Genomic DNA, 26,103 nt, shown 5'->3' with positions numbered 1-26,103 from the left:
GTCGCGGCGACTAAGGAGAAGCAGTCGGCCGAAGCGCATGCGCCCAGGCTACACCCCGCTCACCGCCGAGGCGCACACGGGCGTGCCTCACCTGAGACGAAGGCGTCGTGCGCGACACTGTGGGGATATGAGAACTGCGCGCGCGGGCTCGTCCGCCCTCCTGATGTGTGCGATCGCCCTGACGGCGGGCTGCGCCTCGACGCCCGCGGCCGGCCCGACTTCCCTCGACCCGGCGCCCCCGAGCGGCGATGTCGTGGCGCAGGGGACGGTCCTCGACGACGGCTCCGGTGCCGAGCTCTGTCTCGGCGCTGTTGCGGAGTCGGCGCCGCCCCAGTGCGACGGCATCCCGTTGAAGGAGTGGGACTGGTCCTCGCTTTCCGATGCGTCCACGATGTCGGGCTCGACGTGGGGTACCTATGCCGTCCAGGGACGGTACGACGGCTCTGCCCTGACGGTCACCGCGCCCGCCGTCCCGCTGGCGCTTTACGACCCGATGCCGATTCCCGACCCGACGGGCGGCGTGCCCGGCACAGCGGACGACGCGACGCTGCGAGACGTCGAACAACGGGTGCACGACACCCTCGGCGACACCGTGCTCGCCTCCGGTGCGTACGACGGCCGGCTCTGGGTCACGGTCGTCTGGGACGACGGAACGCTTCAGGATGCCGCCGACGCCGAGTTCGGCGCGGATGTCGTCGTCGTCCAGTCGGCGATGCGCGAGGCCGGCTAGAACCCGAGGCGTCCCAGCTGCTTGGGGTCGCGCTGCCATTCCTTCGCGACCCGGACCCGCAGCGAGAGGAACACCCGGGTCCCGACAAGCGGCTCGATCTGAGCGCGGGCACGAGCACCGACATCGGCGAGCCGTGAGCCTTTGCGGCCGATGATGATGGCCTTCTGGCTGTCGCGTTCGACGACGATGTTGGCGTACACGTCCGTGAGATCGGAGTCCTCGCGCGGCGCGACGTCCTCCACCGTGACGGCGATCGAGTGGGGCAGTTCGTCGCGCACGCCCTCGAGGGCCGCTTCTCGGATGATCTCGGCGATCCGGTCCTCGGTCGACTCGTCCGTCACCACGTCGTCCGGGTACAGCGCCGGCCCTTCGGGCATCAGCGCGAGCAGCTCGTCGGCCAGCACGTCGAGCTGGTCCTCGGTGACGGCGGACAACGGGATCACAGCCGCCCAATCCTCGCGAAGGCTGTCGACCTCCATGAGGCGCTCCATGATCTCGTCGCGGGTCGCCAGGTCGGTCTTGGTCACGATGGCGACCTTCTTCGCGCGGGTGTAGCCGTCGAGCGACGCGGCGATGCGGCGGTCACCGGGCCCGACCTTGTCCACGGCGGGCACGAGGAAGCCAATGACGTCGACGTCACCCAGCACCTGTTCGACGAGGTCGTTCAGGCGCTGGCCGAGCAGGGTGCGCGGCTTATGGATGCCGGGCGTGTCGACGATGACCAGCTGTCCGCCGGGCCGATTCAGGATGCCGCGGATCGCGCGCCGCGTCGTCTGCGGCTTGTCGCTCGTGATCGCGACCTTCTCCCCCACCAGGGCGTTCGTCAGCGTGGATTTCCCGACGTTGGGACGTCCGACGAAGGTCACGAACCCCGATCGGCTCTCTGCTGCGGTCATCTGCTGTCTTCTCCTCTTCGTGCCACGCGGACCTCTCCGGTCCGCGGGTGCGTCGTGTCGTCCGTCTCGTCGGTGGGAGCGCGTTCGACGAAGACGGTCGCGAGTCCCCGCCCGCGGCCACGAGAGACGCCGCCGGTGATCGTGATCCCGTCGACGGTCACGGTCGCCCCCGGCATCGGGACCCGGCCGAGCGTCTTGCCGAGCAGCCCGCCGATGGAGTCGACGTCGTCATCGTCCAGCTCGATGCCGAACAGCTCGCCGACCTCATCGAGGCCGAGCCGGGCACTCACGCGGTAACGGCCGGGTTCGAGCTCGACGACCTCCGCCGCGCCGCGGTCGTACTCGTCGGCGATCTCACCGACGAGCTCCTCGATGAGGTCCTCGAGGGTGATCAGGCCGGCGACCCCGCCGTACTCGTCGACGACGAGGCACACGTGGACGGCATCCCGTTTCATCTGCTGCAGCAGCGATTCGGCGCGCATCGACTCCGGGACGAACACGGCCGGGCGCGCCACGCGGCCCACGGGTACGTCTCGCCACCCCTTCGCCTCGCCGTACGAGAACTGCACGAGGTCCTTGAGGTATACGACGCCGACGATGTCGTCGCGCTCGTCGTCCGTGACCGGCACCCGCGACACACCGCGCTCGAGGAACAGCGCGAGCGCTTCGTGCGTCGTGGCCGTCTGCGGCACCGTGACCATGTCGGTCCGGGGCACCATCACCGCACGGACGAGCGTGTCGGTGAAATCGAAGACCGAATGGATGAGGTCGCGATCGTCGGCTTCGATGAGGTCCTGCGAAACCGCCTCGTCGACCATGCTCAGGAGTTGCTCTTCGGAGGCGAAGGAGGTGCCGCGCGAGACGCCCGGCGTGACGCGATTGCCCACGATCACCAGGAGGTGGGCGAGAGGTCCCAGCACGATGCGGGCACCGCGCACGATCGGAGCACACGCGATGAGCAGGCCACGGGCGTGCTGGCGCCCGACCGATCGCGGGCTCGCGCCGACCAGAACGAAGGACACCGCCGTCATGAGCAGGGCGGCGACGAGGATCGCCCACCACAGATTCTCGAGCGCGAGGGTCAGCGCCGCCGTGACGAACACCGCAGCCGTCGACTCCGCGAGGATGCGGATGAAGACGACGGCGTTCGCGTGGGCCGTCGTGTCATCGGCGATGCGGCGGAGCGCCTGCTGGCGCCGACTGGACTCCGCCCAGTCGGCGAGGTCAGCGCGCGATGTGACACCGAGAGCGGCATCGAGAGCGGCCATCAGACCCCCGAGCGCGACGAGGAACACCGCGCCGAGGACGAGGAGGAAGACGGTCACGCGCGGCGGCGCTCGCTTGCGTGGAAAGCCGAGATCAACTCGCGCTGGAGGCCGAACATCTCGCGCTCCTCCTCCGGCTCGGCGTGATCGAACCCGAGCAGGTGCAGCAGCCCGTGCGTCGTGAGGAGGATGAGCTCGTCGAGCGTCGTGTGGCGCGCGGCCTGCGCCTGTGCCTCGGCCACCTGCGGGCACAGCACGATATCGCCGAGAAGTCCCGGCGGGGTCGGGGCGTCCTCGGTGCCCGGGCGGAGCTCGTCCATCGGGAAGCTGAGCACGTCGGTGGGGCCGGGCTCGTCCATCCACTGCACGTGGAGAGACTCCATGGCGCCCTCGTCGACGAGGAGGATGGCGAGGTCGGCGTCCGGGCTCACGTTCAGCTGCGCGAGGTTGTGCTCGGTCAGGCGCAACAGCACGGTCTCGTCGACGGACACGCCGGATTCGTTGGTGATCTCGATGGTCATGAACGTCCTCGTTTCGGGAGTCGGTCGCGCGGACCGACGGGCCGTGTCGCGGTGCGCCGCTCGGCCCGGTTGGCGAACTCGCTGGCCTCGTCGCGCTCACGACGCGCGGCCAGCCGCTGCTCGTCGTACTCGCTGTACGCGTCGACGATCCGGCCGACGAGAGTGTGCCGCACGACGTCCTCGCTGGTGAGGGTGGCGAAATGAATGTCGTCGATGCTCTTCAGAACGCGTGTCACGGTGCGCAGGCCGGACGTCCCCTGGGGCAGGTCGACCTGTGTGATGTCGCCGGTGACGACCATGCGCGTACCGAATCCGAGACGCGTGAGGAACATCTTCATCTGCTCGGGCGTGGTGTTCTGCGCCTCGTCGAGCACGACGAACGAATCGTTCAGGGTGCGTCCGCGCATGTACGCCAGCGGCGCGACCTCGATCGTGCCGGTGGCCATGAGCTTGGGGACGAGCTCGGGGTCGAGCATCTCGTTGAGAGCGTCGTACAGCGGCCGGAGGTACGGGTCGATCTTGTCGGTGAGGGTGCCGGGCAGGAAGCCGAGGCGCTCTCCCGCTTCCACGGCGGGGCGCGTCAGGATGATGCGATTGACTTCCTTGCGCTGCAAGGCCTGCACCGCCTTCGCCATCGCGAGGTAGGTCTTGCCGGTTCCCGCGGGGCCGATGCCGAAGACGATCGTGTTCTCGTCGATCGCGTCGACGTAGGCCTTCTGCCCCAGCGTCTTCGGCCGGATCACCTTGCCGCGCGAGGAGAGGATCGCCTCCCCCAGCACCTCGGACGGGCGCGGGCCTTCATCGCCCTTTCGCCGCTGCAGGATGCGACTGGACGTCGACACGTCGCTCGGATCGAGGCCTTGCCCGGCCCGTGCCATGGCGATCAGCTCGTCGACGAGCGACTTCGCGGCGGCGACGTCATCGTTCGAGCCCGTCAGGGTGATTTCGTTGCCGCGGACGAGGACGTCGACGTCGGGGTGCTCCCGCTCGACGACGCGCAGGAGGCGGTCTTGGGGCCCGAGCAGCTGGACCATGGCGACACCGTCGGCGAGGATCGTCGCGACGGCGGGTTCGGAAGCATCAGCCACCGAGGCTCCCTTCGGAGAGGCCACCGGCGAGGACGTGCGCGTGAACGTGGAACACGGTCTGTCCTGCGCCGGGGCCGGTGTTGAAGATCAAACGGAAGTCGCCGTCCGAATGCTCGGCAGCGACGGAGTTCGCGAGCCCGACGAGCTCGCTGAGGAGAGCGGGGTCGCCCGCGGCGAGCTCAACCACGGTGCGGTAGCGCTCGGTCTTGGGGATCACGAGGACATGCACCGGAGCCTGCGGAGCGATGTCGCGGATCGCGAACGCATTCTCGGTCTCCGCGATGATCTCGGAGGGGATCTCGCCGCGGAGGATGCGCGTGAAGACAGACGGTTCGCTCATACGTTCAGTCTATCGACGGGGTGCGGTGGCGGGACGGGCGGCGTTACCAGCGACCGAGGGCGACGTTGACGACGCCGAGCGCAGCGGGGCCGGCCGTCGACGTCCGCAGGACCGTGTCCCCCAGACGCACGGCGACCGCGCCGGCCGCGACGAGCGCGTCCAGCTCCTCGGCTGCGATCCCGCCCTCGGGACCGACCACGAGCGACACGTCGCCCTCGCCCAGTTCGACCTCGCTCAGTCGCCGCGTCGCCGTCGGCTCGAGCACCAGCACTCGCTCGGAGCCGCATCGCGCCGCGAGCTCCGTCGTCGACACGGGCGCGTCGACGGTGGGCAGCCACGCGCGATGCGCCTGCTTCGCCGCTTCGCGCGCGATGGTCGCCCACCGCTGCACACCGCGCTCGACCTTCGGTCCGCTCCACCGCGAGACGCTTCGCGCAGCCTGCCAGGGCACGATCGCATCGACGCCGAGCTCGGTGCAGGCCTGCACCGCGAGCTCGTCGCGATCGCCCTTCGCGAGCGCTTGGATCAGCGTCACGCGCCGTGCGGGCGCGGAATGCTCGACTCGCGAGAGCGCCTCGATGCGGACGAGCTTCGGATCGGCTGCGGTGACGGTGCCCTCGAGCCACGCCCCCGCGCCGTCGCCCACCGTCACCGTCTCACCGACACGCACGCGACGGACGCCGGCCGCGTGATGAGCCTCGGCGCCGGTGAGGTCGACGAACTCGCCCGGCCGAGTGATGAGCGGCGGGTCGACGAGGAAGTGCAGGGCCATGCGCTCAGCTGTTCCGGAACCGATCGCGGAGCTTGGCGAAAAGGCCCTGGTGGAACTCCGCGAGCTGTGGTGCGGGCGACTTCGTGCGCTTCTTCAGCTCCTCGATGAGGGCCCGCTCCTTGGCATCCAGACGCGTCGGGGTGACGACGTGAACGCCGACACGCAGGTCGCCGCGCGTCGAGCCGCGAAGCGGCGTGATGCCGCGACCCTTGACGGTGAGGACGTCGCCGGACTGGACGCCGGGGCGCAGCTCGAGCTCGACCGGACCGTCGAGCGACTCGATCGTGGTGCTGGTGCCGAGGACGGCGTCGGGCATCGACACCTCGAGCGTGGCGAGCAGATCGTCGCCCTCGCGGCTGAACACGTCGTGCGGAGCGACCGTGACCTCGAGGTACAGATCGCCGTTGGGGCCGCCGGCGGGACCGACCTCGCCGGATCCGGGGAGCTGCAGGCGCAACCCGGTCTCGACACCTGCGGGGATGTCGAGCGAGACGGTGCGGCGAGCCCGGACGCGTCCCTGCCCCTGGCAGGTCGTGCACGGGTACGGGATCGTCGTGCCGTAACCCTGGCAGACGTTGCAGGGCTGCGACGTCACGACGTTGCCCAGCAGGCTGCGGACGGTGCGCTGCACGTTGCCCGCGCCGTGGCAGACGTCGCAGGTGACCGGCTGCGTTCCCGGCTGGCAGCACGAGCCCTGGCAGGTGTCGCAGAGCACCGCGGTGTCGACCTCGATGTCGCGATGCACGCCGAAGACGACGTCGCCGAGCTCGAGGGTGACCCGGACGAGCGCATCCTGTCCGCGTTCGCGCCGGGAGCGCGGACGCCCGGCGCGACCGCCGCCTCCGGCGCCGCCGCCGAAGAAGGTCTCGAAGATGTCGCTGAATCCGCCGAAGCCCGCGGCGCCGCCGAAGCCGCCGGCGGAGTCACCGCCCATGTCGTAGCGCTGACGCTGCTCCGGATCGCTGAGGACGTCGTAAGCATGCGTGACGAGCTTGAATCGCTCGGACGCATCCTCTCCCGGGTTGACGTCGGGGTGCAGTTCTCGTGCCAGGCGTCGGTACGCCTTCTTGATCTCGTCGGGCGACGCGTCGCGCGCAACGCCCAGGACCTCGTAGTGGTCAGCCACGGATCGCCTTTCCGCCCGTTCGGGCGTGGGTGGGGTGGGTCAGCGGGACTTCTCGTCTTCGTCGAGAAGCCGGCTGAGGTAGTGCGCGACGGCGCGGACCGTCGCGAGGTTCGTCGGGTAGTCCATGCGCGTCGGTCCCATGAGGCCGACGCGTGCATGCGAGCCCGGGACGTCGTAGTCGCTCGTGACGACCGAAGCTTCGGAGAGCCCGTACGCCTCGTTCTCGCGGCCGATTCGCGCTGCGACGCCGCGGTCGTCGGCGACCATCTCGCCCATGAGCCGAAGCAGCGTCACCTGCTCCTCGATGGCTTCGAGCAGCGGATAGATACTGCCGCGGAAATCCGCCTCTCGCCGCGCGAGCGTGGCGGTGCCGGCCATGACTAGGCGGTCCTGCCGGAACGTCTCGAGCTCTTCGACCAGGATGCGGGCGATCTCGCGCACCGCATCGCCGATCGGGTCGCCGACCGACTCGCTCTCCGCGAGCGCCGACACCGCGGTGACGGCGTCTCGCACGGCGACGCCGGTGACAGCGGCGCGCAGCGTCGCCTTGGCTACGGCGAATTGCGCTTCGTCGAGGAGGGTGCGTACCACGCCCACCCGCTGGGAGACACGGCCGGTGTCGGTGACGACGATGACGACGAGTCGTCCGCCGCCGAGGTCGACCAATTCGAGGTGCGAGACCTGCGCGCGCGCGAAGGAGGGGTACTGCACCATTGCGACCTGGCCCGTCAGCTGGGTGAGCGCACGAACCGTCCGCACGAGCAGGTCGTCGAGGTCGGTAGGGCCGTCGAGGAAGGTCGTGATGGCCGAGCGCTGGGCGGCGCTCAGGGGGCGAAGGCCTGCCAGATGGTCGACGAAGACGCGGTAGCCCTTATCGGTCGGCACGCGTCCGGATGACGTGTGGGGCGCGGCGATGAGCTCCTCGTCCTCGAGGAGCGCCATGTCGTTGCGGATCGTGGCAGCCGAGACGCCGAAGGCGTGGCGCTCGACGATCGACTTGCTTCCCACGGGCTCGCGGGTGTCGACATAGTCCTGCACGATCGCCCGCAGCACCTGCAGTCCGCGCTCTGAGACCATGTCCGTCACCTCCTGTTTGGCACTCGATGTCTGCGAGTGCCAATTCTACCGCGTGGGCGAGGCGGGTCGCCGCCCGGGATCACTCGGTGAGCGCCCGTACGACCGCATCGGCCATGAGGCGTCCGCGGCGAGTCAGGACGACCCGACCGCGGACGGCGTCCGCGCCTTCGATGAGCCCGTCGGCGATGAGCGATGCGACGGCACGGCGCGAGTCGTTCGCGAGCTCATCGACGGCGAGCCCATCCACGATGCGTGATCGCAGCAGGACGGACTCGAGCCGTCGGGCCTCGGCATCCGGGCGCTCGCGGCCTGCGGCGGGAGACTCGCCCGCGGAGAGCCGCTGAGCATATGCCGCCGGGTGTTTCACGTTCCACCAGCGGAGGCCCGCGATGTGACTGTGCGCGCCCGGCCCGTAACCCCACCAGTCGGTTCCGCGCCAGTAGGCGAGATTGTGGCGCGAGCGCTGGTCGGTCGACCGGGCCCAGTTCGAGACCTCGTACCAGGAGAAGCCGGCGGCGGCGAGACGGTCATCGGCCAGTTCGTACATGTCGGCCTGGAGATCGTCGTCGGGCGCGGCCACCTCACCGCGGCGGATCTGACGCTCGAGACGGGTGCCCTCCTCGATGATCAGCGCATAGGCGGACACATGGTCGGGTTCGAGCGCCACCGCGGTGTCGACCGAGCGCCGCCAGTCGTCGAGGCTCTCCCCCGGCGCTCCGTAGATCAGGTCGACCGAGACGTCGAGTCCAGCCCCGCGCGCGGCAGCCACGGCGGTGGCGACGTTGGCGGGATCGTGCGTTCGGTCGAGCGCTGCGAGCACGTGCGGAACCGCGGACTGCATGCCGATCGACAGGCGCGTCACGCCCGCCGCCGCCAGCTCGTCGGCGACCCGAGGGTTCATCGTGTCGGGGTTCGCCTCGACGGTGACCTCCGCGCCGGCGGCGATGCCGAACGTGTCCCGCACTCCGCTCAGCATCCGAGCGAGGTCCCCGGCCGGAAGCAACGTGGGAGTGCCGCCGCCGAAGAACACCGTCTGCGCCGGACGCCGGGGGCCGCGCTCGTCCATCACATCGGCCGAGAGGGCGATCTCGCGCAGCACCTCGTCGGCGTAGGCATCTTGCCGCGCGCCACGCAGCTCTGTGGCGGTGTAGGTGTTGAAGTCGCAGTAGCCGCACCGCACCCGGCAGAACGGAACGTGCAGGTACACCCCGAACGGGACGTCGGGGTCGATGACGAGGTCGTCCGGCAGCGTCCCGCCGACCGGCACCGGATCACCGATCGGCAGTGCCGCGCCCATCAGGCCTCAGGCGTCGCGTACAGCGGCGAGATCGCGCGGAGGTAGCCCTGGAACAGCATCCGGCGGCGGCGGCGGACGAGACTCTTGAGCATGCGGTAAGCCAATGCCGTCGGCCGATCGAACGCCCGCACGACGAACCAGACCTCATCGTTATCGCGCCATTCGAGGAGGAAGGACTCCTCGCCGCTCACGACGGAACCGCCGACGGTCCCGAGAGCGAACGCGACCCGGCGGGGCTCCTCGTCGACGAAGATCACGCGGAGCTCCGCATCCGCATTCAGCCCCGACACACGCCCGTGCACCTGAAGCGTGGTGCCGGCTCCGACGTAGGGGGTGCCGTCCGCCGCGAAGCGCTGCTCGTGTTCCATGCTGCTGGGCGCGACGGCGTTTCCCTGGTCGTCGAACGCGACGCCGGTGTACATCGGTCCCGATGCGGGCCGAACATCCGCGACGCGCAAACCCGCCCCACGGAGCGCTGCCCACGACATGAGGAGGTCGGCGGCGGTGTCGAAGCGAGCCTGCCCGCTGCCGATCCGCCATGCGTCCTCCGCGGGGATGCTGTGTTCGGGCGGATACGCCATGAGGTCGTGCGCGCGTGTCGCGCCGACCGCCGCGTAGTCGACGGTCTCGTCCCGGAAGGTCCCGCGTCGCTGATGCATGGGTCTCCTCGTTGCTCCCCGTGGGGCTACTTCTTGTCCTTGCCTTCGACGTCGCCCGACAGCGCGGCGATGAACGCCTCCTGCGGCACCTCGACGCGACCCACCATCTTCATGCGCTTCTTGCCCTCTTTCTGCTTCTCGAGGAGCTTGCGCTTACGCGTGATGTCACCGCCGTAGCACTTGGCGAGGACGTCCTTGCGAATCGCGCGGATGTTCTCGCGGGCGATGATACGTGCGCCGATGGCGGCCTGGATCGGCACTTCGAACTGCTGGCGCGGGATGAGCTTGCGCAGGCGCTCGGTCATCATCGTGCCGTAGGCGTAGGCCTTCTCGCGGTGGACGATCGAGCTGAACGCGTCGACCTTCTCACCCTGCAGGAGGATGTCGACCTTCACCAGGTCGGCGGTCTGCGACCCGGCGGGCTCGTAGTCAAGGCTCGCGTATCCCTGCGTGCGCGACTTGAGGTGGTCGAAGAAGTCGAAGACGATCTCGCCGAGCGGCATGTTGTAGCGCAGCTCGACGCGGTCCTCGCTCAGGTAGTCCATGCCGAGGAGAGTGCCGCGGCGCGACTGGCAGAGCTCCATGACCGTGCCCACGTAGTCCTTCGGGGCGAGGATGCCGACCTTCACGACCGGCTCGGACACCTCGGCGACGCGGCCGTCGGGGTACTCGCTGGGGTTGGTCACCACGACGGTCTCGCCCGTGTCGGTCGCGACCTCGTAGGTCACCGACGGTGCCGTGGTGATGAGGTCGAGGCCGAACTCGCGCGACAGGCGCTCGGTGATGATCTCGAGGTGCAGCAGTCCAAGGAAGCCGCAGCGGAACCCGAAACCGAGCGCGACTGAGGTCTCCGGCTCGTACTGCAGCGACGCGTCGGACAACTTCAGCTTGTCGAGAGCCTCACGCAGGTCGCCGTAGTCGCTCCCGTCGATCGGGTAGATGCCCGAGAACACCATCGGCTTGGGGTCGGTGTATCCGGGCAGTGCCTCGGACGCGGGCTTCCGATGATTGGTGATCGTATCGCCGACCTTGGACTGGCGGACGTCCTTCACGCCGGTGATCAGGTAGCCGACCTCGCCGACACCGAGTCCCTTCGTGGGGATGGGCTCCGGGCTCGACACGCCGATCTCGAGCAGCTCGTGCGTCGCGCGCGTCGACATCATCTGGATGCGCTCGCGCGGTTCGAGCTTGCCGTCGACCATACGGACGTAGGTGACGACGCCGCGGTAGGCGTCGTAGACGGAGTCGAAGATCATCGCGCGCGCCGGTGCGTCGGGGTCGCCGACGGGGGCAGGGATGCGGTCGACGATGCGATCCAGCAGATCCTCGACGCCCATGCCGGTCTTGCCGCTGACGCGGAGGACGTCTTCCGGGTCGCCGCCGATGAGGTTCGCGAGCTCCGCGGCGTACTTCTCGGGGTCGGCCGCCGGAAGGTCGATCTTGTTGAGGACGGGGATGATCTGCAGGTCGTTCTCGAGCGCGAGGTAGAGGTTCGCGAGCGTCTGCGCCTCGATGCCCTGCGCGGCGTCGACGAGCAGGATGGCTCCTTCGCACGCGGCGAGAGAGCGGCTGACCTCGTACGTGAAGTCGACGTGACCGGGCGTGTCGATCATGTTCAGCGCGAACGTGCCGGAGTCTTTCGACCACGGCATCCGGACCGCCTGGCTCTTGATCGTGATGCCGCGCTCGCGCTCGATGTCCATGCGGTCGAGGTACTGGGCGCGCATGTCGCGGTCGGCGACGACGCCGGTGATCTGCAGCATCCGGTCGGCCAGCGTCGACTTGCCGTGGTCGATGTGGGCGATGATGCAGAAGTTGCGGATGAGCTCGGGCGGCGTTGCGGCAGGCGCGAGCGGCTGGAGTGCGCGCGGAGACATGTCCCGGAGAGTCTACCCGGGGCCGCGCGACGGCACTGCCGCGAACCCTCGCGCGCGGGATGTTACGAGGCCGAAGGCCGGACACGCCAGCACTCAGCTGGGTGATAAACAATTAACCATTCCGCTACTTGCCGAACACGTCGATGACGTCGAATGCTCAGTGCGGCGGCCGGTGGTTGCGCGATATCCCCGCGCCCGGTCCGCCCCCGGGAGAGCACCGTGATCACAGCAGACCCTGTCGCGCCCGCGCGACGCCCCTGGCACAGATGGGTGGCCTCCAGCGCCGCCGTCGCGATCGTGGCGGGAGGTGTGGGGTGGGCCGCGATGCCCGCGAGTGCCGCGGTCGGCGCTGACGCGCCCGTCGTGATCAACGAGATCTACGGCGGCGGTGGAAACAACGGCGCGCCCCTGAACCGCGACTTCATCGAGCTTCGCAACACCTCGGATGCCGCCGTCTCGCTCGACGGCTGGAGCGTCCAGTACGCGTCGAGCACGGGAGCCAACTGGCAGGTCACTGCTCTCGCGGGTGCCACCATCGAACCCGGCGGGCACCTGCTGATCGGCCAGGCCATCGGCGGTAACGCCGCGCTGCCCGGCTTCACGGCCGACATCGAGGGCTCCATCCCGATGAGCGGCACGCAGGGCAAGGTCGCGCTCGTGAGCTCGACGGCCGCGCTCAGCGGCGGATCGGGCCTCGCGCAGAACGACGCTGTCGTCGACTACGTCGGGTGGGGCAACGCGACCGACTTCGCAGGCTCCGGCGCGGCACCGGCGACGTCCAACGCGACGAGCATCGCTCGGGACGACCAGGGCGCGAACACCGCCGACAACGGGGCCGACTTCACGGCCGGTGCACCGACGCCCCAGGGCGCAGCCGGGACGATCCCCGAGCAGCCGGGTGAGCCGGAGCAGCCGGGTGAGCCGGAGCAGCCGGGTGAGCCGGAGCAGCCCGGTGAGCCGGAGCAGCCCGCTGGGCCCGAGGTGGTCTCGATCAGCGAGATTCAGGGCACGGGCGCTCGTTCGCCCCTGGCAGGTCAGACCGTCACGACGGAAGGCGTCGTCACGGCGCACTATCCCACGGGCGGGTACAACGGCTACGTCATCCAGACAGGCGGCACCGGCGGTGCGATCGATTTCGCGACGCATCGGGCCTCCGACGCGATCTTCGTCTACTCCCCCGCTGCGGTCGGAGAGGTCACGACCGGTAGCACGGTGCGCGTTACCGGTGTCGTGGGCGACTACTTCGGGCTGACGCAGCTCACCGTCGGCCCGGGAGGTGCGACGGCGATCGCCGACGCGGCCCCGGTGGTGCCGGCGACGGTGGCGTGGCCGACCGACGACGCGCACCGCCAAGCGCTCGAGTCGATGCTGGTTCAGCCGCAGGGCGACTTCGTCGTCGCCGACAACTACAACCTCAACCGATTCGGCGAGCTCGTGCTCGCCACGGGTGCCGAGCCGCTGCGCCAGCCCACGGATGTCGCTCGTCCCGGTTCCGCGGAAGCGGCGGCCGTCGCGGCGGACAACGCCGCACGCCGCGTGGTGCTCGACGACGGCTCGTCGACTAACCTCGCGGCAGCCGGTGCGACACCGCCCTACATCTCGACCAGCGAGCCCGTTCGCGTCGGCGCTCGGGTGACGTTCGACGCGCCGGTCGTCTTCGATTACCGCAACGACGCTTGGAAGCTGAGCCCCGTGCGGCACATCGTCGCCAGTGAGAACCGTGACGACGACATCACCGTCGAGAACACGCGCACCGCCGTTCCGGCGGAGGTCGGCGGGGACGTCTCGGTGGCGTCGTTCAATGTCCTGAACTACTTCACGACCCTCGGTGTCGAAGACAGCGCCTGCCAGGCCTACACCGATCGTGAGGGCAAGGGGACCAACGTCCGCGGGGGCTGCGATCAGCGCGGGGCGTGGGACGCGGCATCCTTCGAACGCCAGCAGGAGAAGATCCTCGCCGCGATCAACGCGCTCGATGCCTCCGTCGTCGGACTCATGGAGATCGAGGACTCGGCGCGGCTCGGTGAGCAGCCTGACGAGGCGACCGCTTCGCTCGTCGCCGCCCTGAACGCGGCGGCCGGCTCGGAGCGCTGGGCGTTCGTGCCGTCGTCGGACGAGCTGCCGGATGCCGCGGGGCGCGACGTCATCACGAACGCGATCATCTACCAGCCGAGCGCCGTCGAACGCGTCGGCGACGCTCGGGCTCTCGGAACCGAGTCCGACGCGGGCGAGGCCTTCCAGAACGCACGGGCTCCGATCGCGCAGGCCTTCGCCCCGGTCGACGGCGGCGAGCCGTTCCTCTTCGTCGTCAACCACTTCAAGTCGAAGGGCTCGGCGGGTCCCTGGGCGGGTGACGCCGACACGGGAGACGGCCAGGGAGCCTCGAACGAGTCGCGCGTGCGACAGGCGCGCTCGCTCGACGCGTGGGTCGATCGGATCCAGGGCGACGTGGACTCCGTCCTGCTGGCGGGAGACTTCAACTCCTACTCGCAGGAGGACCCGATGCAGGTGTTCTACGAGTCGGGATATGTCGACGCGGGGATCACGTTCGATCCGACGGACACCAGCTACGTGTTCCAGGAGCTTTCCGGCTCGCTCGACCACATCCTCATGAACGAGGCCGCGTACGAGCGCGCCACGGGCGCCGACGTGTGGAACATCAATGCGGGCGAGTCCATCTTCCTGGAGTACAGCCGGTACAACTACTTCCCGGTGAACTTCCACGACGACGGCCCCTACCGTTCCTCCGACCACGACCCGGTCAAGGTCGGCCTCTCGGCGGAGGCCACGGCCCCGGTCGAGCCCATCGATCTGACGCTGCTCGGGATCAACGACTTCCACGGCCGCATCACCGGGGTCACGCCCGCCAAGCCCGCCGAGGGCAAGGTGGAGGCCCAGCCCGAGGTTCCGGGGACCGTCGGGTTCGCCGGAACCATCGAGGAGCTGCGCGCCGCTGCACCCGACGCTGTGCTGCTGTCGGCCGGTGACAACATCGGGGCTTCGCTCCCGGCGTCGTCACTCGCTCAGGACGAGCCGACGATCGACGTGCTGAACGCCCTCGATCTGCGGGCGAGCGCGGTGGGCAACCACGAGTTCGACCGCGGCTTCGCCGACCTGCGCGACCGCGTCATCCCGCGTGCGGACTTCTCGCACCTCGGGGCGAACGTCTACGCCGCCGGCACGACCGATCCCCAGTTCGACGAGTACGAGCTCATCGAGTCTCAGGGCCTCACGATCGGCGTCATCGGCGTCGTGACGGAGGAGACCGCGTCGCTGGTGAGCGGCGCGGGCATCGCCGGTCTCGAGTTCGGCGACCCCGTCGAAGCGGTCAACCGCGTCGCAGCCGACCTCACCGACGGCTCCGGCGACCAGGCCGATGTCATCGTCGCGCTCTACCACGAGGGTGCGGCCGACAGCGCCTCGGACGCGAGCCTCGACGAGGCCGTCGCCGACAGCGCGGTCTTCGCCCGCATCGTCAAGGAGACCTCCCCCGAGGTCGACGCCATCTACACCGGTCACACGCACAAGCTGTACGCGTGGTCGGCGCCGATCCCGGGAACGGACCGGACGCGACCGATCGTCCAGACCGGCTCGTACGGCGAGTTCGTCGGCAAGGTCGTCCTCTCGGTCGATCCCACGAGCGGCGAGGTCGTCTCGCACTCACAGGAGAACGTCGGCCAGACCGAGACGCCCGCCGCCGACCTGATCGCGACCTACCCGCGCGTCGCCGAGGTCGACGAGATCGTCCGGCAGGCGCTCGCGGACTTCGCTGAGATCGGCAACACGCCGGTCGCGACGATCTCCGCCGATATCACCAGCGCGTACTCGGGCGGCTCGTATGTCGACGGCGCCTATGCCGGCGGCAAGCGCGACGACCGGGCGTCGGAGTCCTCGCTCGGAAACCTCGTCGCGGAGTCGATCCGCTCCAACCTGGCGAACTTGCCGAACGGCGCGCAGATCGGCGTGACGAACTCCGGCGGCCTTCGGGCCGACCTGTTCGACACGCAGGCCGAGTTCGGGGCCAACGCGGTCGCGGGCGTGCCGGACGGCACGATCACCTGGGGTCAGGCGTACGCCGTGCTGCCGTTCAACAACACGATGGCCCTCGTGACCCTCACGGGCGCCGACTTCGTGCGCGTCCTCGAGCAGCAGTGGCAGCGCGATAAGGACGGCAACGTGCCGTCGCGTCCGTACCTGCAGCTGGGCCTGTCCGACAATGTGACCTACACGTTCGACGACACCCGCCCGGAGGGCAGCCGGATCACCTCGGTCACGGTCGACGGGCAGCCGCTCGACCTCGACGCCGAGTACCGCATCGGCACGCTCTCGTTCCTCGCATCCGGGTCGGGAGACAACTTCCGCGCCTTCGCCGCGGGCACCGACTACGTCGATACCGGCTTCCTCGACCACGAGGCCTGGATCGAGTACCTCGGCGCGCAGCAGCCCGTCGCGCCGTCGTTCACGAAGCACGCCGTCCGCGTCCAGGGCGTCCCCGAGACCGCTGCCGCGGGCTCGACGCTCGAGCTGACCGTGTCGAACCTCGACATGACGAGCCTCGGAGCCCCCCAGAACGGTGCGGTGGATGTCTCGCTCGGCGGCGAGGTCATCGCGTCCGCACCGGTCGCGGGCGGAAGCACGGTCGTGTCGGTGCCGCTTCCGGCCGACCTCCCGGACGGCGCCGCGGAGCTCGTCCTGATGACGGATGCCACGGAGACGACGGTCACGATCCCGGTCCGGATCGGCGAGCCGAGCACCGAGCCGGGTACCGAACCGGGCACGGCGGCGTGGGCGCAGGTCCAGCTCTCCACCACCCGCGTCGAGCAGGGCGGGTTCATCGATGTGCGGGTCTCGGGCCTCGAGCCCGGCCAGCAGATCGGTGCGACCCTCTTCAGCGAGCCGATCGAGGTACGTGGCATCCCGGCCGCTGACGGCTCCGGCGTCACGTCATTCCGGGTGGCGATTCCCGCAGACTTCGCGGTGGGAGCCCACACGCTGCGGATCTCGACGGCCGGCGAGGAGCCGCTGGAGTTCGCGATCACCGTCGTGCGCTCGGGGCAGCTCGCGGTGACCGGCGCGGAGACGCCGCTCGGCGTTCTGCTCGCGGGAGCGATGCTCCTCGTCGCGGGCGGCGTCATCGCGGTGACGCGGCGACGAGGTGCCGTCTCGGAGCGATGATTTCGCGGGCACGCTGATGCGACGTGAGGGCGGCCGGGATCACCGGTCGCCCTCACTCGTTCATGTGCTCGCCGAGCTGCTCCCCCGCGCAGGGTTCGGGTCCGTAGGGTGGAAGCATGACCGCGCAGGTGGTGCTCGTGCACGGGATCCGGACCTCGGCCACGATGTGGCGCGCTCAGGTGGCCCACCTCCAGGATCGCGGCATCCCCGTCACGGCGCTCGACCTGCCCGGCCACGGCACTCGCATGGCCGAGACCTTCACCCTCGATGGTGCGTTCGCGACGATCGACGATGCGGTTCGGGATGCCGCTGAGCGCGGCCCCGTGTTGCTGGTGGGCCACTCGATGGGCGGGCTGCTGAGCACCGCTTACGTCGGCCGCGAGGAACGCCCGCCGGTGTCGGCGTTCATCGCCGCGTCCTGCACCGCGATCCCCCGTGGCTTCGGCCTCGCGGTGTACCGAGCGCTCGCCCTCGGGTTCGACCGCTTGCCCGGCCGTGGCCAGCGGATCACCGACTGGGTCCTCGACCGCACGCTTCCCGTCGAGACCCGGCCGGACTTCGGCGCCGGCGGATACGCCTACGACGCGCAGGACGTTGCGCTGGCGAGCCTGTCGGTGCTCGACCTGCTCGCGGCGATCCGACGGATCGATGTGCCGACCTGGTTCGTGAACGGTCAGTACGACCAGCTACGCGTCAATGAACGGCTGTTCGCGAAGCTCGCCCCCGAGGCGGAACTGATCGTCGTCCCCCGCACCAGCCACCTCGTCACGGCCATGCGTCCGCGCGTGTTCAACGCGGTCATCGACCTCGCCCTCGCGACCCTCGCGAATACCGGCTCTCGCGACGCGACCTGATAGACTCTGAAGTCGGCTTGCCGTGTGGGTTCCTCCCTCACACGACCGCCGTGCGGCATCCCTCTACTGTCGCCCGGCACATCCACCGAAAACTCCGAACGAAAGATACGTCGAACGTGGCGAACATCAAGTCGCAGATCAAGCGCAACAAGACCAACGAGAAGGCGCGCGAGCGCAACAAGGCCGTCAAGAGCGCGCTGAAGACCGAGGTGCGTCGCACCCGCGAGGCCATCGCCGCCGGCGACAAGGCCGCTGCCGAGAAGGCGCTGGCCAAGGCCACGAAGAAGCTCGACAAGGCCGTGAGCAAGGGCGTCATCCACGAGAACCAGGCTGCGAACCGCAAGTCGGCTATCGCGAAGCAGGTCGCCGCTCTCTGAGCCGCCGCTGTCGAAGGCCCGTCCCCATGTGGGGCGGGCCTTTCGCTTTGCCGCTGAGCGATCAGGACCCGTAGGGTGACCGCGTCGCGATGACGGTGACAAGCCGCTCGACCGCGAAGACGGGGTCGCGCGAGGCGCCCTTCACCTCGGCATCCGCGCGGGCGGCCGCCTGGATCGCGGTCGCGAGGGCGGATTCCGTCCAGCCGACGAGATCGCGCTTGGCTCGGTCGACCTGCCAGTCCTTCATGCCGAGCCGGGCAGCGAGCGCGGCGGACGGCTCGCGCGTACCGACGACGCGGGCCATGGTGCGCAGCTTCGAGGCGATCGCAGCGACGAGCGGCACGGGGTCGGCCCCACTGGCCAGAGCGTGCCGCAGCGTGATGAGGGCCTCGCCGTAGCGGCCGGCGATCGCGGTGTCGGCGACGGCGAAGGCGGTCGTCTCGACCCGACCCCCGTAATACCGCTCGACGACCTGGTCGCCGATGTCACCGGGCACGTCCGAGATGAGCTGCTGACAGGCGGCCGCGAGCTCGGTCAGGTCGTCGGCGAAAGCGGAGACGAGGCTGCGCAGCGCCGACGGAGCGATCCGCTTGCCCGCAGCCTTGAACTCCCCCGCCGCGAAGTCGAAACGGTCGGAGTCGCGCTTGATCGCGGGAACTGAGATCTCGACCCCGCCCCCGATGCCCGAACGGATGGCCTCGAGCAGCTTCTTGCCCCGGACACTCGCACCCGTGTGCCGCAGGACGATCGTGGCGCCCTCCTGCGGATTCTCGAGATACGCGAGGGCCTCTGCGAGGAAGGCGTCGGAGCACTTCTCGACGCCCGCTACTCGCACGAGCCGAGGTTCGCCGAAGAGTGAGGGCGACGCCATCCCGAGAAGGGTGCCCGCGGCGTAGTCGTCGGCGCGGATGTCGGAGACCTCGAGGCTCGGGTCCTCGGCCTTCAGATAGTCGCGGAGTCCGGCGATGGCGCGCTCGGCGCACACCTCTTCGGGGCCTGCGACGAGCACGATGGGCGCCGGTTCCGGCGTACGCCACGACAGCTGCCGGATAGCCGACTTCGCGGCACTGCGGGCGGCAGGACGTCGGGGACTCGGCGGCATGCTCCCAGCCTAATCGCGACCACCGACCTCACCTGGCGCCACCCACAGGCAGGACACAAGCTTCCGAGCGGAGGAACTCTTGCGAAGTGACTGCGCAATGCGCGGTTCCACGATCATGGCTTGAGAGCCGGGGCCCATGAGGCATGATGGGGCGCGTGGTGAATAAGACTAATCCGGACCTGCGCATCGAGGAGTTCACCTCCCGAGCCGAGGAATCCCTCGCAGACTGGCAGGCTATCGACGCCGCGATCGTGGCGAATGGTGGGACGCTTCGCCTACGACGACGAGCGGCGACGGACTCCTTCATCTCGCTTGCGATCTCCTGGGAGTCGTTCATGTCGTCATGGTTCACCGCTGCCGTCAACCGCGAGCCGCGAAAGGCGATCAGATACCTGACCAATCAACTCTCGAGCTACGCGCAGAATGAGCTACGCATCCCTGCCAATATTCTGTCGAGCACACTGCTTACCTCCAGCCATGTGACGCATGCGGATGTGGTGAAGATCCTGGATAAGAACGGCCGCAACTTCGTCATGGCCGATTTCGCCGACTTCACGGAGAAGTCGAAGAGGTGGCTCTATCATCCATATGGCACACGGACTGCGACCATCAGTGAGGCCGAGTTTTCCACCGCTTACGCCGCGCGGATTCTCCGCAATCTGTTCGCGCACGAGTCCTCGTCCGCGGCGGCCGAAGCATGGAAGCTCGTGACGGAGTATGAGTCCCTTCTCCCCTCGCTGAAGGTGACTTCGCGCACCGAGAGGAAGTTCAGCATCACGAGCTGGCGCGGCTACATCCTGGAGTCCGTGGGAAAGAAGCCTCGCGTTCAGATTTTCCACGAAGAGCTTTCCTTGCTGGCCGGGAAGCTGCGAAGGTAATGCTTTGCGCCTCGCGCGGCTCCGAGATAGCCGCCTCGGCGTGGCTGCTTTCGGGCTATCCTGGCGCCACACCCGGATGCCGTCATCCGTCATGGTGAGCGCTGCCGCCCCGGTCTCGTCGGTGCGGACGATCTCGTGACCGAGCGACCGCAGGAGGGCGAGGGTTTCTTCGCGTGGATGGCCGTAGGAGTTCTCCCCCACCCCGATCAGCGCAACGCGCGCGCCGAGTCGGCGGTACAGCGACGCGGCTTGGTCGGCGCTGCCGTGGTGCGACACCTTCACGACGTCGTATGTCGACCGCAGCGAGGCGCCGAGGGCCAGCTGGGGCGTCTCCGAGAGATCGCCGAGGAGCAGCACGGCGGGAATCCCGCCTCCGCGGACATCGATCACTACGCTTGAATCGTTGCCGGGCGCGAACCCGCTCGCGCGACTGCGCGGCCACAGGACCTCCCACTCGGCGGCGCCCAGCACCCCCGCCAGCCCGGCGGAAGCTGTGCGAACCTCTGCCCCGGCAGCGGCGAGCCGCGCGAGCAGCTGCTCCTCCTGCGGCTCCGCGACCGGACCGTGAAGAACCGCACCGACGCGCCCCATGACCGCATCGCTGCCGCCGACATGGTCGAGGTCGAAGTGGGTGAGTACGAGGAGATCGATACGGCTGACCTCGAACCGGTCCAGGCACGCCGCGAGGGCCTCGGGATCGGGACCGGTGTCGACGAGAGCGACGGCGTCATTCGAGCGCACGAGGACCGCGTCGCCCTGGCCCACGTCACACAGCGCGATCGCCCAGTCCTCGGGTGTTCGCGCCCGGTCGAGCGGCCCCGTTACGAGGCCCGCGCCGACCGACCCGCCCACTGCGAGGGCGACGAGCCCCGTCGAAATGCGACGAACCCGGCGAGGGGTGCCGGGCAGCATAGCCAGCAGCAGCGCGGTGCAGAGGACCGTCGCCAGCATGACGCCCGGCGCACCCGGGATCCATGCGATCGAGTTACCCGGGACGGCGTCGACCGCTTCCGCCGTGGCGGCGATCCAGGCACAGGGCACCCAGGCGATCGCGGCGAGACCGCTCGCCAACAGCGGCACCCCGGCGCTCAGGCATGCCGCGAGGCCGGCGATGGTCGCCAGCGGTGCCGCGGGCGCGGTCAGCGCGTTGGCGAGCACGGCGTACACGGGCAGTCGCGGATCGATCATCACCAGGATCGGGGTGCACGCGAGCTGGGCAGCGGCCGGTACTGCGATAGCGAGCGCGAGCGGGCGCGGCATGAAGCGCCGAAGCGAGTCGCTCACAGGTCCGGCGAACAGGATCAGGGCTCCGGTCGCCGCCGACGACAGAGCGAACCCGATACTGCCGGCGAGCCAGGGGTCGGCGATCAGACACGCGACGATTGCCAGGCACAAAACGGATGTTCCCGCACCCGCGCGCCCGAGCAGCGCTGCGAGCATCGCGATCCCGGCCATGGCAGCCGCGCGCACGACGCTCGGCTCGGGTGAGACGAGGATCACGAAGCCCGAGAGCGCCGCGAGCCCGATCGTGACGCGCCACGGGCGGCGCAGCCCCAGCATCCCGGCGCCGACGAACGCGATGCCGACGACGAGCGCGCAGTTCGCCCCGGAGACCGCGGTGAGATGCGAGAGCGAAGCGGTCTTCATCTGCGCATCGAGCTCGACAGTGACCGCGGATGTGTCGCCGACTGCGAGCCCTGCGACCAGGCCTGCGCCCGGCTGCGGCAGCGAAGCGGCCTGCGCGAGCAGCGTCGTGCGGAGGCTTGAAGCCAGGGCGAGGGGACCCCGCGGCCGGGACACCACCTCGGGCGGGCCGGCCGCCGTGATGACGAGGACCGGCCGCTCCCCCGGCCGGGCGGGCGCGGCGGAGCCGGTGAGCGAGACAGTGGCACCGAGGTCGAGCCCGACGGGACGCTCGGCCGTACGGACGACGACAGGCACCCGGGTCGCGGTGACGTCGCCGCCGATCCGCACACGGGTGGCGACAGCGTCGAAACGCCAGCCCGTCGCAGAGCTCAGGATCTTTCCCGTGACATCGGCTTCGATCGCCACCACTCGCCCGCCGGAGAGGGGCAATGCGAGGACCCGATCGCGGTCCGGCGCGCTCATCGCGATGTGTGAGACGGCCGCGGCGGCGAAAGCGAGAGTGACGGCGAAGATCGTGATCGGCGAACGTCGCGGGCGTGCGGCGCCGCGGGACCTGCGAAGGGAGATCGCCACGGCCACCAGCAATGCCGTCGCGACCGTCCAGAGGACCGCCGCCACGATGACCGCGACCTCGGGATGGTGCGTCACCACGAGTGCGACGACCCAGACACCGATCGCGACGGGGAGCAAGCGGAGGTCGCGACGGCGGATGCGGGCGCTCACACGCGGACCCGATCCCGCAGTGCCTCCAGCATCTTCTCGCCGATCCCGGACACCGCCAGCAGGTCTTCGACGCTCGTGAAGCGTCCGTTCTCCTCGCGCCAGGCGATGATCCGCTCGGCCAGCGCAGGACCGACGCGCGGGAGGGTGTCGAGCGCAGCGGCATCCGCGGTGTTCAGATCGACGAGGCCGTCCGTACCTGCCCCGCCGGGCGCTCCACCTCCTGCCGATTCGGGCGGCGCTTGACCGGGCTCGGGGACGAAGAGCTGCTCGCCGTCGGTGACGGTGCGCGCGAGGTTCACTCCCGCCGGATCGGCCGTGTCGCTGAACCCGCCGGCCGCGGCCACAGCGTCGACCACGCGCGCGTCGGCGTCGAGGCGATACAGGCCGGGACTCACGACGGCGCCGTGGACGTGGACGTACACGGCGGCGGCGCCGGTGTCGCTGTCAGGCCCCGCCGTCGGCGTCACGACGGGGGTCACCACCGCCACCGGCGCCGCGAGCGATCGGATCATGCCGATCGCGACGGTGACCGCCGCTGCGGCGAGAACGAGGACGACCAGTGCCCCGACACCCAGGCGGCGCCGGGCCGGAGCGGGGTCGGGAGCAGTCACGCCGTCAGGCTAGGCGGGACGCTCCCGACCGCTCGGCCGCGGGTCGTCGCTTCGGGAGATCGTGGGCATCACCCTGTCTGGGGAGGGCCCGACGCGGCATCCGGCCGTCGTCGAGTAGCCGGCGCTGATCCCGGATCCGCACCTGCGGGTGGATCCGCCTCATGGGTGACCGGGACGCTCTTGTCCTCTGCGGTGCGCATGTCCCACAACGGCTTGCGCACGGCGTAGAAGATCAGCGGCGGTGCACCGAGGACGATGATCACCAGCCCGACGATCCAGGGATACAAGGCGGGTGAGAACGCGGTGAAGCCCGACGGCGGGATGAACGAAAACACGAACGCGGCAAGGCTCGCGAGCAACCCGACACCCGCGACCAGCCCCATGGCCGGGACGCGGTAGGTCCGCTTGACGCCGGGCTGAGTGCGCCGGAGCACGAGCGCAGCCGCGAACATCATCATGTACATGATCAGGTAGAGCGCCGCGGCCATGTCGATCAGTGCCACGAAAGCCGCGCTCACGTTGGGAACGACGATGAAGATCGCCGCCAGGATCGTGACGATCGTGCCCTGCAGCATGAGGATGCCGGACTGCACGCCGGCTTTGTTCTTCTTCTGCAGCAGCGGCGGGAGGAGCCCGGTCTCCGCGGCCGCGAGCACGCCCTTGGACGGACCGGCGATCCAGGTGATCACCGAGGCGAGCGGGCCCGCCGCGATGAGCGCCGACATCGAGGCCGTCGCCCACTGCCCCACGCCCCAGTGCTGGAAGTACTCCTGGAACGCGAGCATGATCCCGTTCGTCAGTCCGAGCTTCTCCTGCGGGACCGCGACCGAGATCGCGATGGTCGGCAGGATGAACACCAGCAGGATCAGGATCGACGAGATGAGGATCGAGCGCGGGAATCCGCGGCCGGGGTCCTTCATCTGATTCACGTGCACTGCATTGACCTCCATGCCCGCATAGGCGAGGAAGTTCGACACGATCAGCACGATCGATGCGATGCCGGTGAACGGCGGGATGACCGCATCCGGGGTGAGCGGCACCTGGCTCTGCTCGCCACCGAACACCCAGATCGCCCCGAAGACGATCAGGAAGGCCGCCGGGAGCAGCGTTCCGAGGATGCCGCCCCAGGAGCCCAGTTTTGCGAACAGGTTCCCGCCGCGGAGCGTCACGAGCGTCGAGCCCCAGTACAGCACGAGGATCACCACCGCCGTGAAGAAGCCCGAGCTCGACAGTGACGGATCGAGGAAGACGAACGCGAGGGCGGCGGCGATGAACGCGAGCTGCGTGGGGTACCAGACGACGTTCTGGATCCATTGGAGCCAGACGGCGGTGAAGCCCCAGCGGTTGCCCATCGCTTCGCGGATCCAGACGTGGATGCCGCCTTTCCAGCCCGTCGCGAGCTCAGCCGCCACGAGCGCTGTCGGAATCAGGAAGAAGATCGCCGGGAGGATGTAGAGCGTCACGCTGCCGAGGCCGAAGACGGCCATCGCCGGGAGCGAGCGCAGGCTCGCGACGACGACGAGCGTCAGGAGCGCGAGTTGGCCGACGCCGAGGTACGCCGTGACGCTCGACCGCGGCGCGAGGGGATGGTTCGGCGTCGTACGGGGGGGATGGTTGACGCGTGGACATGGCAACGTGCCTCAGTGGTGGAACGCCGAGTTCGCGGCGGCCGTGGGCATGGGCGACTGCAGGCCGTCGAGATACGCCACCTCGCGCTGGATGTCGGCGAGCAACGACTGGGCGAGATCCATGCTCAGCCCATTGCGCACGACGATGCGCTGGACCGTGATGTCGGTGAGGTCGTCCGGCATCGGATAGGCCGGTACCAGCCAGCCGCGCATCCGCAGACGATCCTGCAGGTCGTAGAGCGTCCAGTTGTCGGTGTGCCCCTTCTTCAGACGCCACGCGAACACCGGGATGTCGCTGCCGTCGTTCCAGAGGTCGAACGCGTCGAGAGCGCCGATCCCGGCCGCGAGATACTTCGCGACGTCCTGCGACTCCTGCTGCACGGCACGGTAACCCTCGAAGCCAAGCCGGAGGAAGAGGTAGTACTGCAGCAGCACCTGAGCGCCCGGCCGCGAGAAGTTGAGGGCGAAGGTGGGCATCTCGCCGCCGAGATAGCTCACCTTGAAGATCAGGTCCTCGGGCAGCCACCGTGCTTCGCGCCACACGACCCAGCGGAGGCCCGGATAGACGAGGCCGTACTTGTGGCCGGAGGTGCTGATCGAATGGACCCGCTCGAGACGGAAATCCCAGACGAGGTCGGGCTGCAGGAAGGGTGCGATCATTCCACCCGATGCCCCGTCGACGTGAACGGGGATGTCGAGCCCGGTGCGCTCCTGGATCGCGTCGAGTGCCGTAGCGACCTGCGCGACGGGCTCGTACATCCCTGTATACGTCACGCCCATGATGGCGACGACACCGATCGTGTTCTCGTCGACGTATTTCTCCAGGTCGTGTCCGTCGAGCGTCTTGTGTTCCTCGGTGATCGGAACGAATCGGGCCTCGACGACGAAGTAGTTGCAGAACTTCTCCCAGCACACCTGCACGGCGCTCGAAATGACGAGGTTCGGAGTGGACGCGTCCTTGCCCTGGGCCCGGCGAAGCTGCTGCCAACGCCGCTTGAACGCGAGCCCGCCGAGCATGCACGCCTCCGAAGAACCGATCGTCGAGGTTCCGATGCTGTGCCCGGCATCCGGTGAGTTCCACAGATTGGCGAGCATTCGCCAGCAATTGTCCTCGATAGCCGCGGTCTGCGGGTACTCGTCCTTATCGATCATGTTCTTATCGAAGGACGAGGTGTAGACGTCCTTCGCCTCGTCGTCCATCCACGTGCTCACGAACGTGGCCAGGTTCAAACGCGCATTTCCGTCGAGGATCGTCTCGTCCTCGACGATCTGCTTCGCGGTCGCGGGAAGGGATTCGCTCTGGGGAATCACGTGCCGCGGCGCGCCCTTCGCCTCCGTCGGCCGGGTGAACAGAGGGGCTGCCGGGCTGATCGTCTCGTCGTTCATTTCGTCTCCTCGTTGCACGCCGAAGAGAGGCGACAAGGGGTCGACCGTGTCCCGGCGGTCAATGCTGCCCCCGT

At 69.1% G+C, this 26,103-nt stretch carries 20 protein-coding genes; 4 read left to right on the top strand and 16 right to left on the bottom strand.

Annotation, left to right across the window (positions count from 1 at the left end; genetic code table 11):
- Positions 1-127: 127 nt before the first annotated feature.
- Positions 128-730, top strand: coding sequence for a hypothetical protein (locus VC184_RS07765; protein ID WP_323987685.1), 603 nt, complete (start codon positions 128-130; stop codon positions 728-730).
- Here VC184_RS07765 and era read toward each other — a convergent pair.
- The 11 genes from era to lepA form a co-directional block, all read right to left on the bottom strand.
- Positions 727-1,626, bottom strand: coding sequence for a GTPase Era (gene era / locus VC184_RS07760; protein WP_323987684.1), 900 nt, complete (start codon positions 1,624-1,626; stop codon positions 727-729). The genes VC184_RS07765 and era overlap by 4 nt on opposite strands.
- The gene (locus VC184_RS07755) at positions 1,623-2,951 is read right to left on the bottom strand and encodes a hemolysin family protein (protein ID WP_274177883.1); all 1,329 of its coding nucleotides are present in this window, start codon (positions 2,949-2,951) and stop codon (positions 1,623-1,625) included. Before VC184_RS07755 ends, era begins: the two co-directional genes overlap by 4 nt.
- A complete protein-coding gene (gene ybeY / locus VC184_RS07750) occupies positions 2,948-3,412 on the bottom strand; it encodes an rRNA maturation RNase YbeY (RefSeq protein WP_023950734.1) in 465 nt (154 codons plus the stop codon). Before ybeY ends, VC184_RS07755 begins: the two co-directional genes overlap by 4 nt.
- Positions 3,409-4,446, bottom strand: coding sequence for a PhoH family protein (locus tag VC184_RS07745; protein WP_112615153.1), 1,038 nt, complete (start codon positions 4,444-4,446; stop codon positions 3,409-3,411). Before VC184_RS07745 ends, ybeY begins: the two co-directional genes overlap by 4 nt.
- 46 nt (positions 4,447-4,492) lie before the next feature.
- The gene (locus VC184_RS07740; protein ID WP_274177882.1) at positions 4,493-4,840 is read right to left on the bottom strand and encodes an HIT domain-containing protein; all 348 of its coding nucleotides are present in this window, start codon (positions 4,838-4,840) and stop codon (positions 4,493-4,495) included.
- 43 nt (positions 4,841-4,883) lie between these two features.
- Complete coding sequence (locus VC184_RS07735; RefSeq protein ID WP_323987683.1) at positions 4,884-5,612, bottom strand: 16S rRNA (uracil(1498)-N(3))-methyltransferase; 729 nt, start codon at positions 5,610-5,612, stop codon at positions 4,884-4,886.
- Positions 5,613-5,616: 4 nt separating this feature from the next.
- Positions 5,617-6,738 (bottom strand): molecular chaperone DnaJ, encoded by a 1,122-nt coding sequence (gene dnaJ, locus VC184_RS07730; protein ID WP_112614750.1) that lies wholly within the window; start codon positions 6,736-6,738, stop codon positions 5,617-5,619.
- Positions 6,739-6,777: 39 nt separating this feature from the next.
- Positions 6,778-7,815, bottom strand: coding sequence for a heat-inducible transcriptional repressor HrcA (gene hrcA, locus VC184_RS07725; RefSeq protein ID WP_112614748.1), 1,038 nt, complete (start codon positions 7,813-7,815; stop codon positions 6,778-6,780).
- A gap of 79 nt (positions 7,816-7,894) precedes the next feature.
- On the bottom strand, positions 7,895-9,112 hold the full coding sequence (hemW, locus tag VC184_RS07720; protein WP_323987682.1) for a radical SAM family heme chaperone HemW: 1,218 nt from the start codon (positions 9,110-9,112) through the stop codon (positions 7,895-7,897).
- Positions 9,112-9,771 carry a DUF1990 family protein gene (locus tag VC184_RS07715; protein WP_112614744.1) on the bottom strand — a complete coding sequence of 220 codons (660 nt, stop codon included), beginning with the start codon at positions 9,769-9,771 and terminating at the stop codon, positions 9,112-9,114. The genes hemW and VC184_RS07715 overlap by 1 nt, the downstream gene beginning before the upstream one ends.
- Before the next feature lie 26 nt (positions 9,772-9,797).
- Positions 9,798-11,648 carry a translation elongation factor 4 gene (gene lepA / locus VC184_RS07710; protein WP_064956574.1) on the bottom strand — a complete coding sequence of 617 codons (1,851 nt, stop codon included), beginning with the start codon at positions 11,646-11,648 and terminating at the stop codon, positions 9,798-9,800.
- A 219-nt stretch (positions 11,649-11,867) separates the two neighbouring features.
- Here lepA and VC184_RS07705 point away from each other — a divergent pair, with 219 nt between their 5' ends.
- The 3 genes from VC184_RS07705 (at position 11,868) to rpsT (ending at position 18,054) form a co-directional block, all read left to right on the top strand.
- Positions 11,868-16,823, top strand: a complete 4,956-nt coding sequence (locus tag VC184_RS07705) for an ExeM/NucH family extracellular endonuclease (RefSeq protein ID WP_323987681.1) — start codon at positions 11,868-11,870, stop codon at positions 16,821-16,823.
- A gap of 116 nt (positions 16,824-16,939) precedes the next feature.
- Positions 16,940-17,677 (top strand): alpha/beta fold hydrolase, encoded by a 738-nt coding sequence (locus VC184_RS07700; protein ID WP_023950752.1) that lies wholly within the window; start codon positions 16,940-16,942, stop codon positions 17,675-17,677.
- 116 nt (positions 17,678-17,793) lie between these two features.
- The gene (gene rpsT / locus VC184_RS07695) at positions 17,794-18,054 is read left to right on the top strand and encodes a 30S ribosomal protein S20 (protein WP_112614742.1); all 261 of its coding nucleotides are present in this window, start codon (positions 17,794-17,796) and stop codon (positions 18,052-18,054) included.
- A gap of 61 nt (positions 18,055-18,115) precedes the next feature.
- Here the strand turns inward: rpsT and holA are convergent, their stop codons facing one another.
- The 5 genes from holA to VC184_RS07670 all read right to left on the bottom strand — a co-directional run bounded on the left by holA (position 18,116) and on the right by VC184_RS07670 (position 26,029).
- On the bottom strand, positions 18,116-19,156 hold the full coding sequence (gene holA, locus VC184_RS07690) for a DNA polymerase III subunit delta (RefSeq protein ID WP_323987680.1): 1,041 nt from the start codon (positions 19,154-19,156) through the stop codon (positions 18,116-18,118).
- A 428-nt stretch (positions 19,157-19,584) separates the two neighbouring features.
- Positions 19,585-22,404, bottom strand: a complete 2,820-nt coding sequence (locus VC184_RS07685; protein WP_323987679.1) for a ComEC/Rec2 family competence protein — start codon at positions 22,402-22,404, stop codon at positions 19,585-19,587.
- On the bottom strand, positions 22,401-23,015 hold the full coding sequence (locus VC184_RS07680) for a ComEA family DNA-binding protein (RefSeq protein WP_323987678.1): 615 nt from the start codon (positions 23,013-23,015) through the stop codon (positions 22,401-22,403). The genes VC184_RS07685 and VC184_RS07680 overlap by 4 nt, the downstream gene beginning before the upstream one ends.
- A gap of 68 nt (positions 23,016-23,083) precedes the next feature.
- Entirely contained in the window at positions 23,084-24,649 is a 1,566-nt protein-coding gene (locus tag VC184_RS07675) for an amino acid permease (RefSeq protein WP_323987677.1), read from the bottom strand.
- A 6-nt stretch (positions 24,650-24,655) separates the two neighbouring features.
- The gene (locus VC184_RS07670) at positions 24,656-26,029 is read right to left on the bottom strand and encodes a glutamate decarboxylase (protein ID WP_323987676.1); all 1,374 of its coding nucleotides are present in this window, start codon (positions 26,027-26,029) and stop codon (positions 24,656-24,658) included.
- Between the last annotated feature and the right edge of the window lie 74 nt (positions 26,030-26,103).

It is taken from the genome of Microbacterium plantarum, from assembly GCF_035231185.1.
In the GTDB taxonomy this organism is placed as follows: domain Bacteria; phylum Actinomycetota; class Actinomycetes; order Actinomycetales; family Microbacteriaceae; genus Microbacterium; species Microbacterium plantarum.
Note: the sequence above shows the minus strand (reverse complement) of the source record. Positions and strands in the feature narration are given on the sequence as shown.

What these genes read in the sequence shown, in the direction of transcription:
- VC184_RS07765 (WP_323987685.1), top strand. Translation starts at nt 128, where the DNA reads ATGAGAACTGCGCGCGCGGGCTCGTCCGCCCTCCTGATGTGTGCGATC.
- era (WP_323987684.1), bottom strand. Translation starts at nt 1,626, where the DNA reads ATGACCGCAGCAGAGAGCCGATCGGGGTTCGTGACCTTCGTCGGACGT.
- ybeY (WP_023950734.1), bottom strand. Translation starts at nt 3,412, where the DNA reads ATGACCATCGAGATCACCAACGAATCCGGCGTGTCCGTCGACGAGACC.
- VC184_RS07745 (WP_112615153.1), bottom strand. Translation starts at nt 4,446, where the DNA reads ATGGTCCAGCTGCTCGGGCCCCAAGACCGCCTCCTGCGCGTCGTCGAG.
- VC184_RS07740 (WP_274177882.1), bottom strand. Translation starts at nt 4,840, where the DNA reads ATGAGCGAACCGTCTGTCTTCACGCGCATCCTCCGCGGCGAGATCCCC.
- VC184_RS07735 (WP_323987683.1), bottom strand. Translation starts at nt 5,612, where the DNA reads ATGGCCCTGCACTTCCTCGTCGACCCGCCGCTCATCACTCGGCCGGGC.
- hrcA (WP_112614748.1), bottom strand. Translation starts at nt 7,815, where the DNA reads ATGGTCTCAGAGCGCGGACTGCAGGTGCTGCGGGCGATCGTGCAGGAC.
- hemW (WP_323987682.1), bottom strand. Translation starts at nt 9,112, where the DNA reads ATGGGCGCGGCACTGCCGATCGGTGATCCGGTGCCGGTCGGCGGGACG.
- VC184_RS07715 (WP_112614744.1), bottom strand. Translation starts at nt 9,771, where the DNA reads ATGCATCAGCGACGCGGGACCTTCCGGGACGAGACCGTCGACTACGCG.
- lepA (WP_064956574.1), bottom strand. Translation starts at nt 11,648, where the DNA reads ATGTCTCCGCGCGCACTCCAGCCGCTCGCGCCTGCCGCAACGCCGCCC.
- VC184_RS07700 (WP_023950752.1), top strand. Translation starts at nt 16,940, where the DNA reads ATGACCGCGCAGGTGGTGCTCGTGCACGGGATCCGGACCTCGGCCACG.
- holA (WP_323987680.1), bottom strand. Translation starts at nt 19,156, where the DNA reads ATGCCGCCGAGTCCCCGACGTCCTGCCGCCCGCAGTGCCGCGAAGTCG.
- VC184_RS07670 (WP_323987676.1), bottom strand. Translation starts at nt 26,029, where the DNA reads ATGAACGACGAGACGATCAGCCCGGCAGCCCCTCTGTTCACCCGGCCG.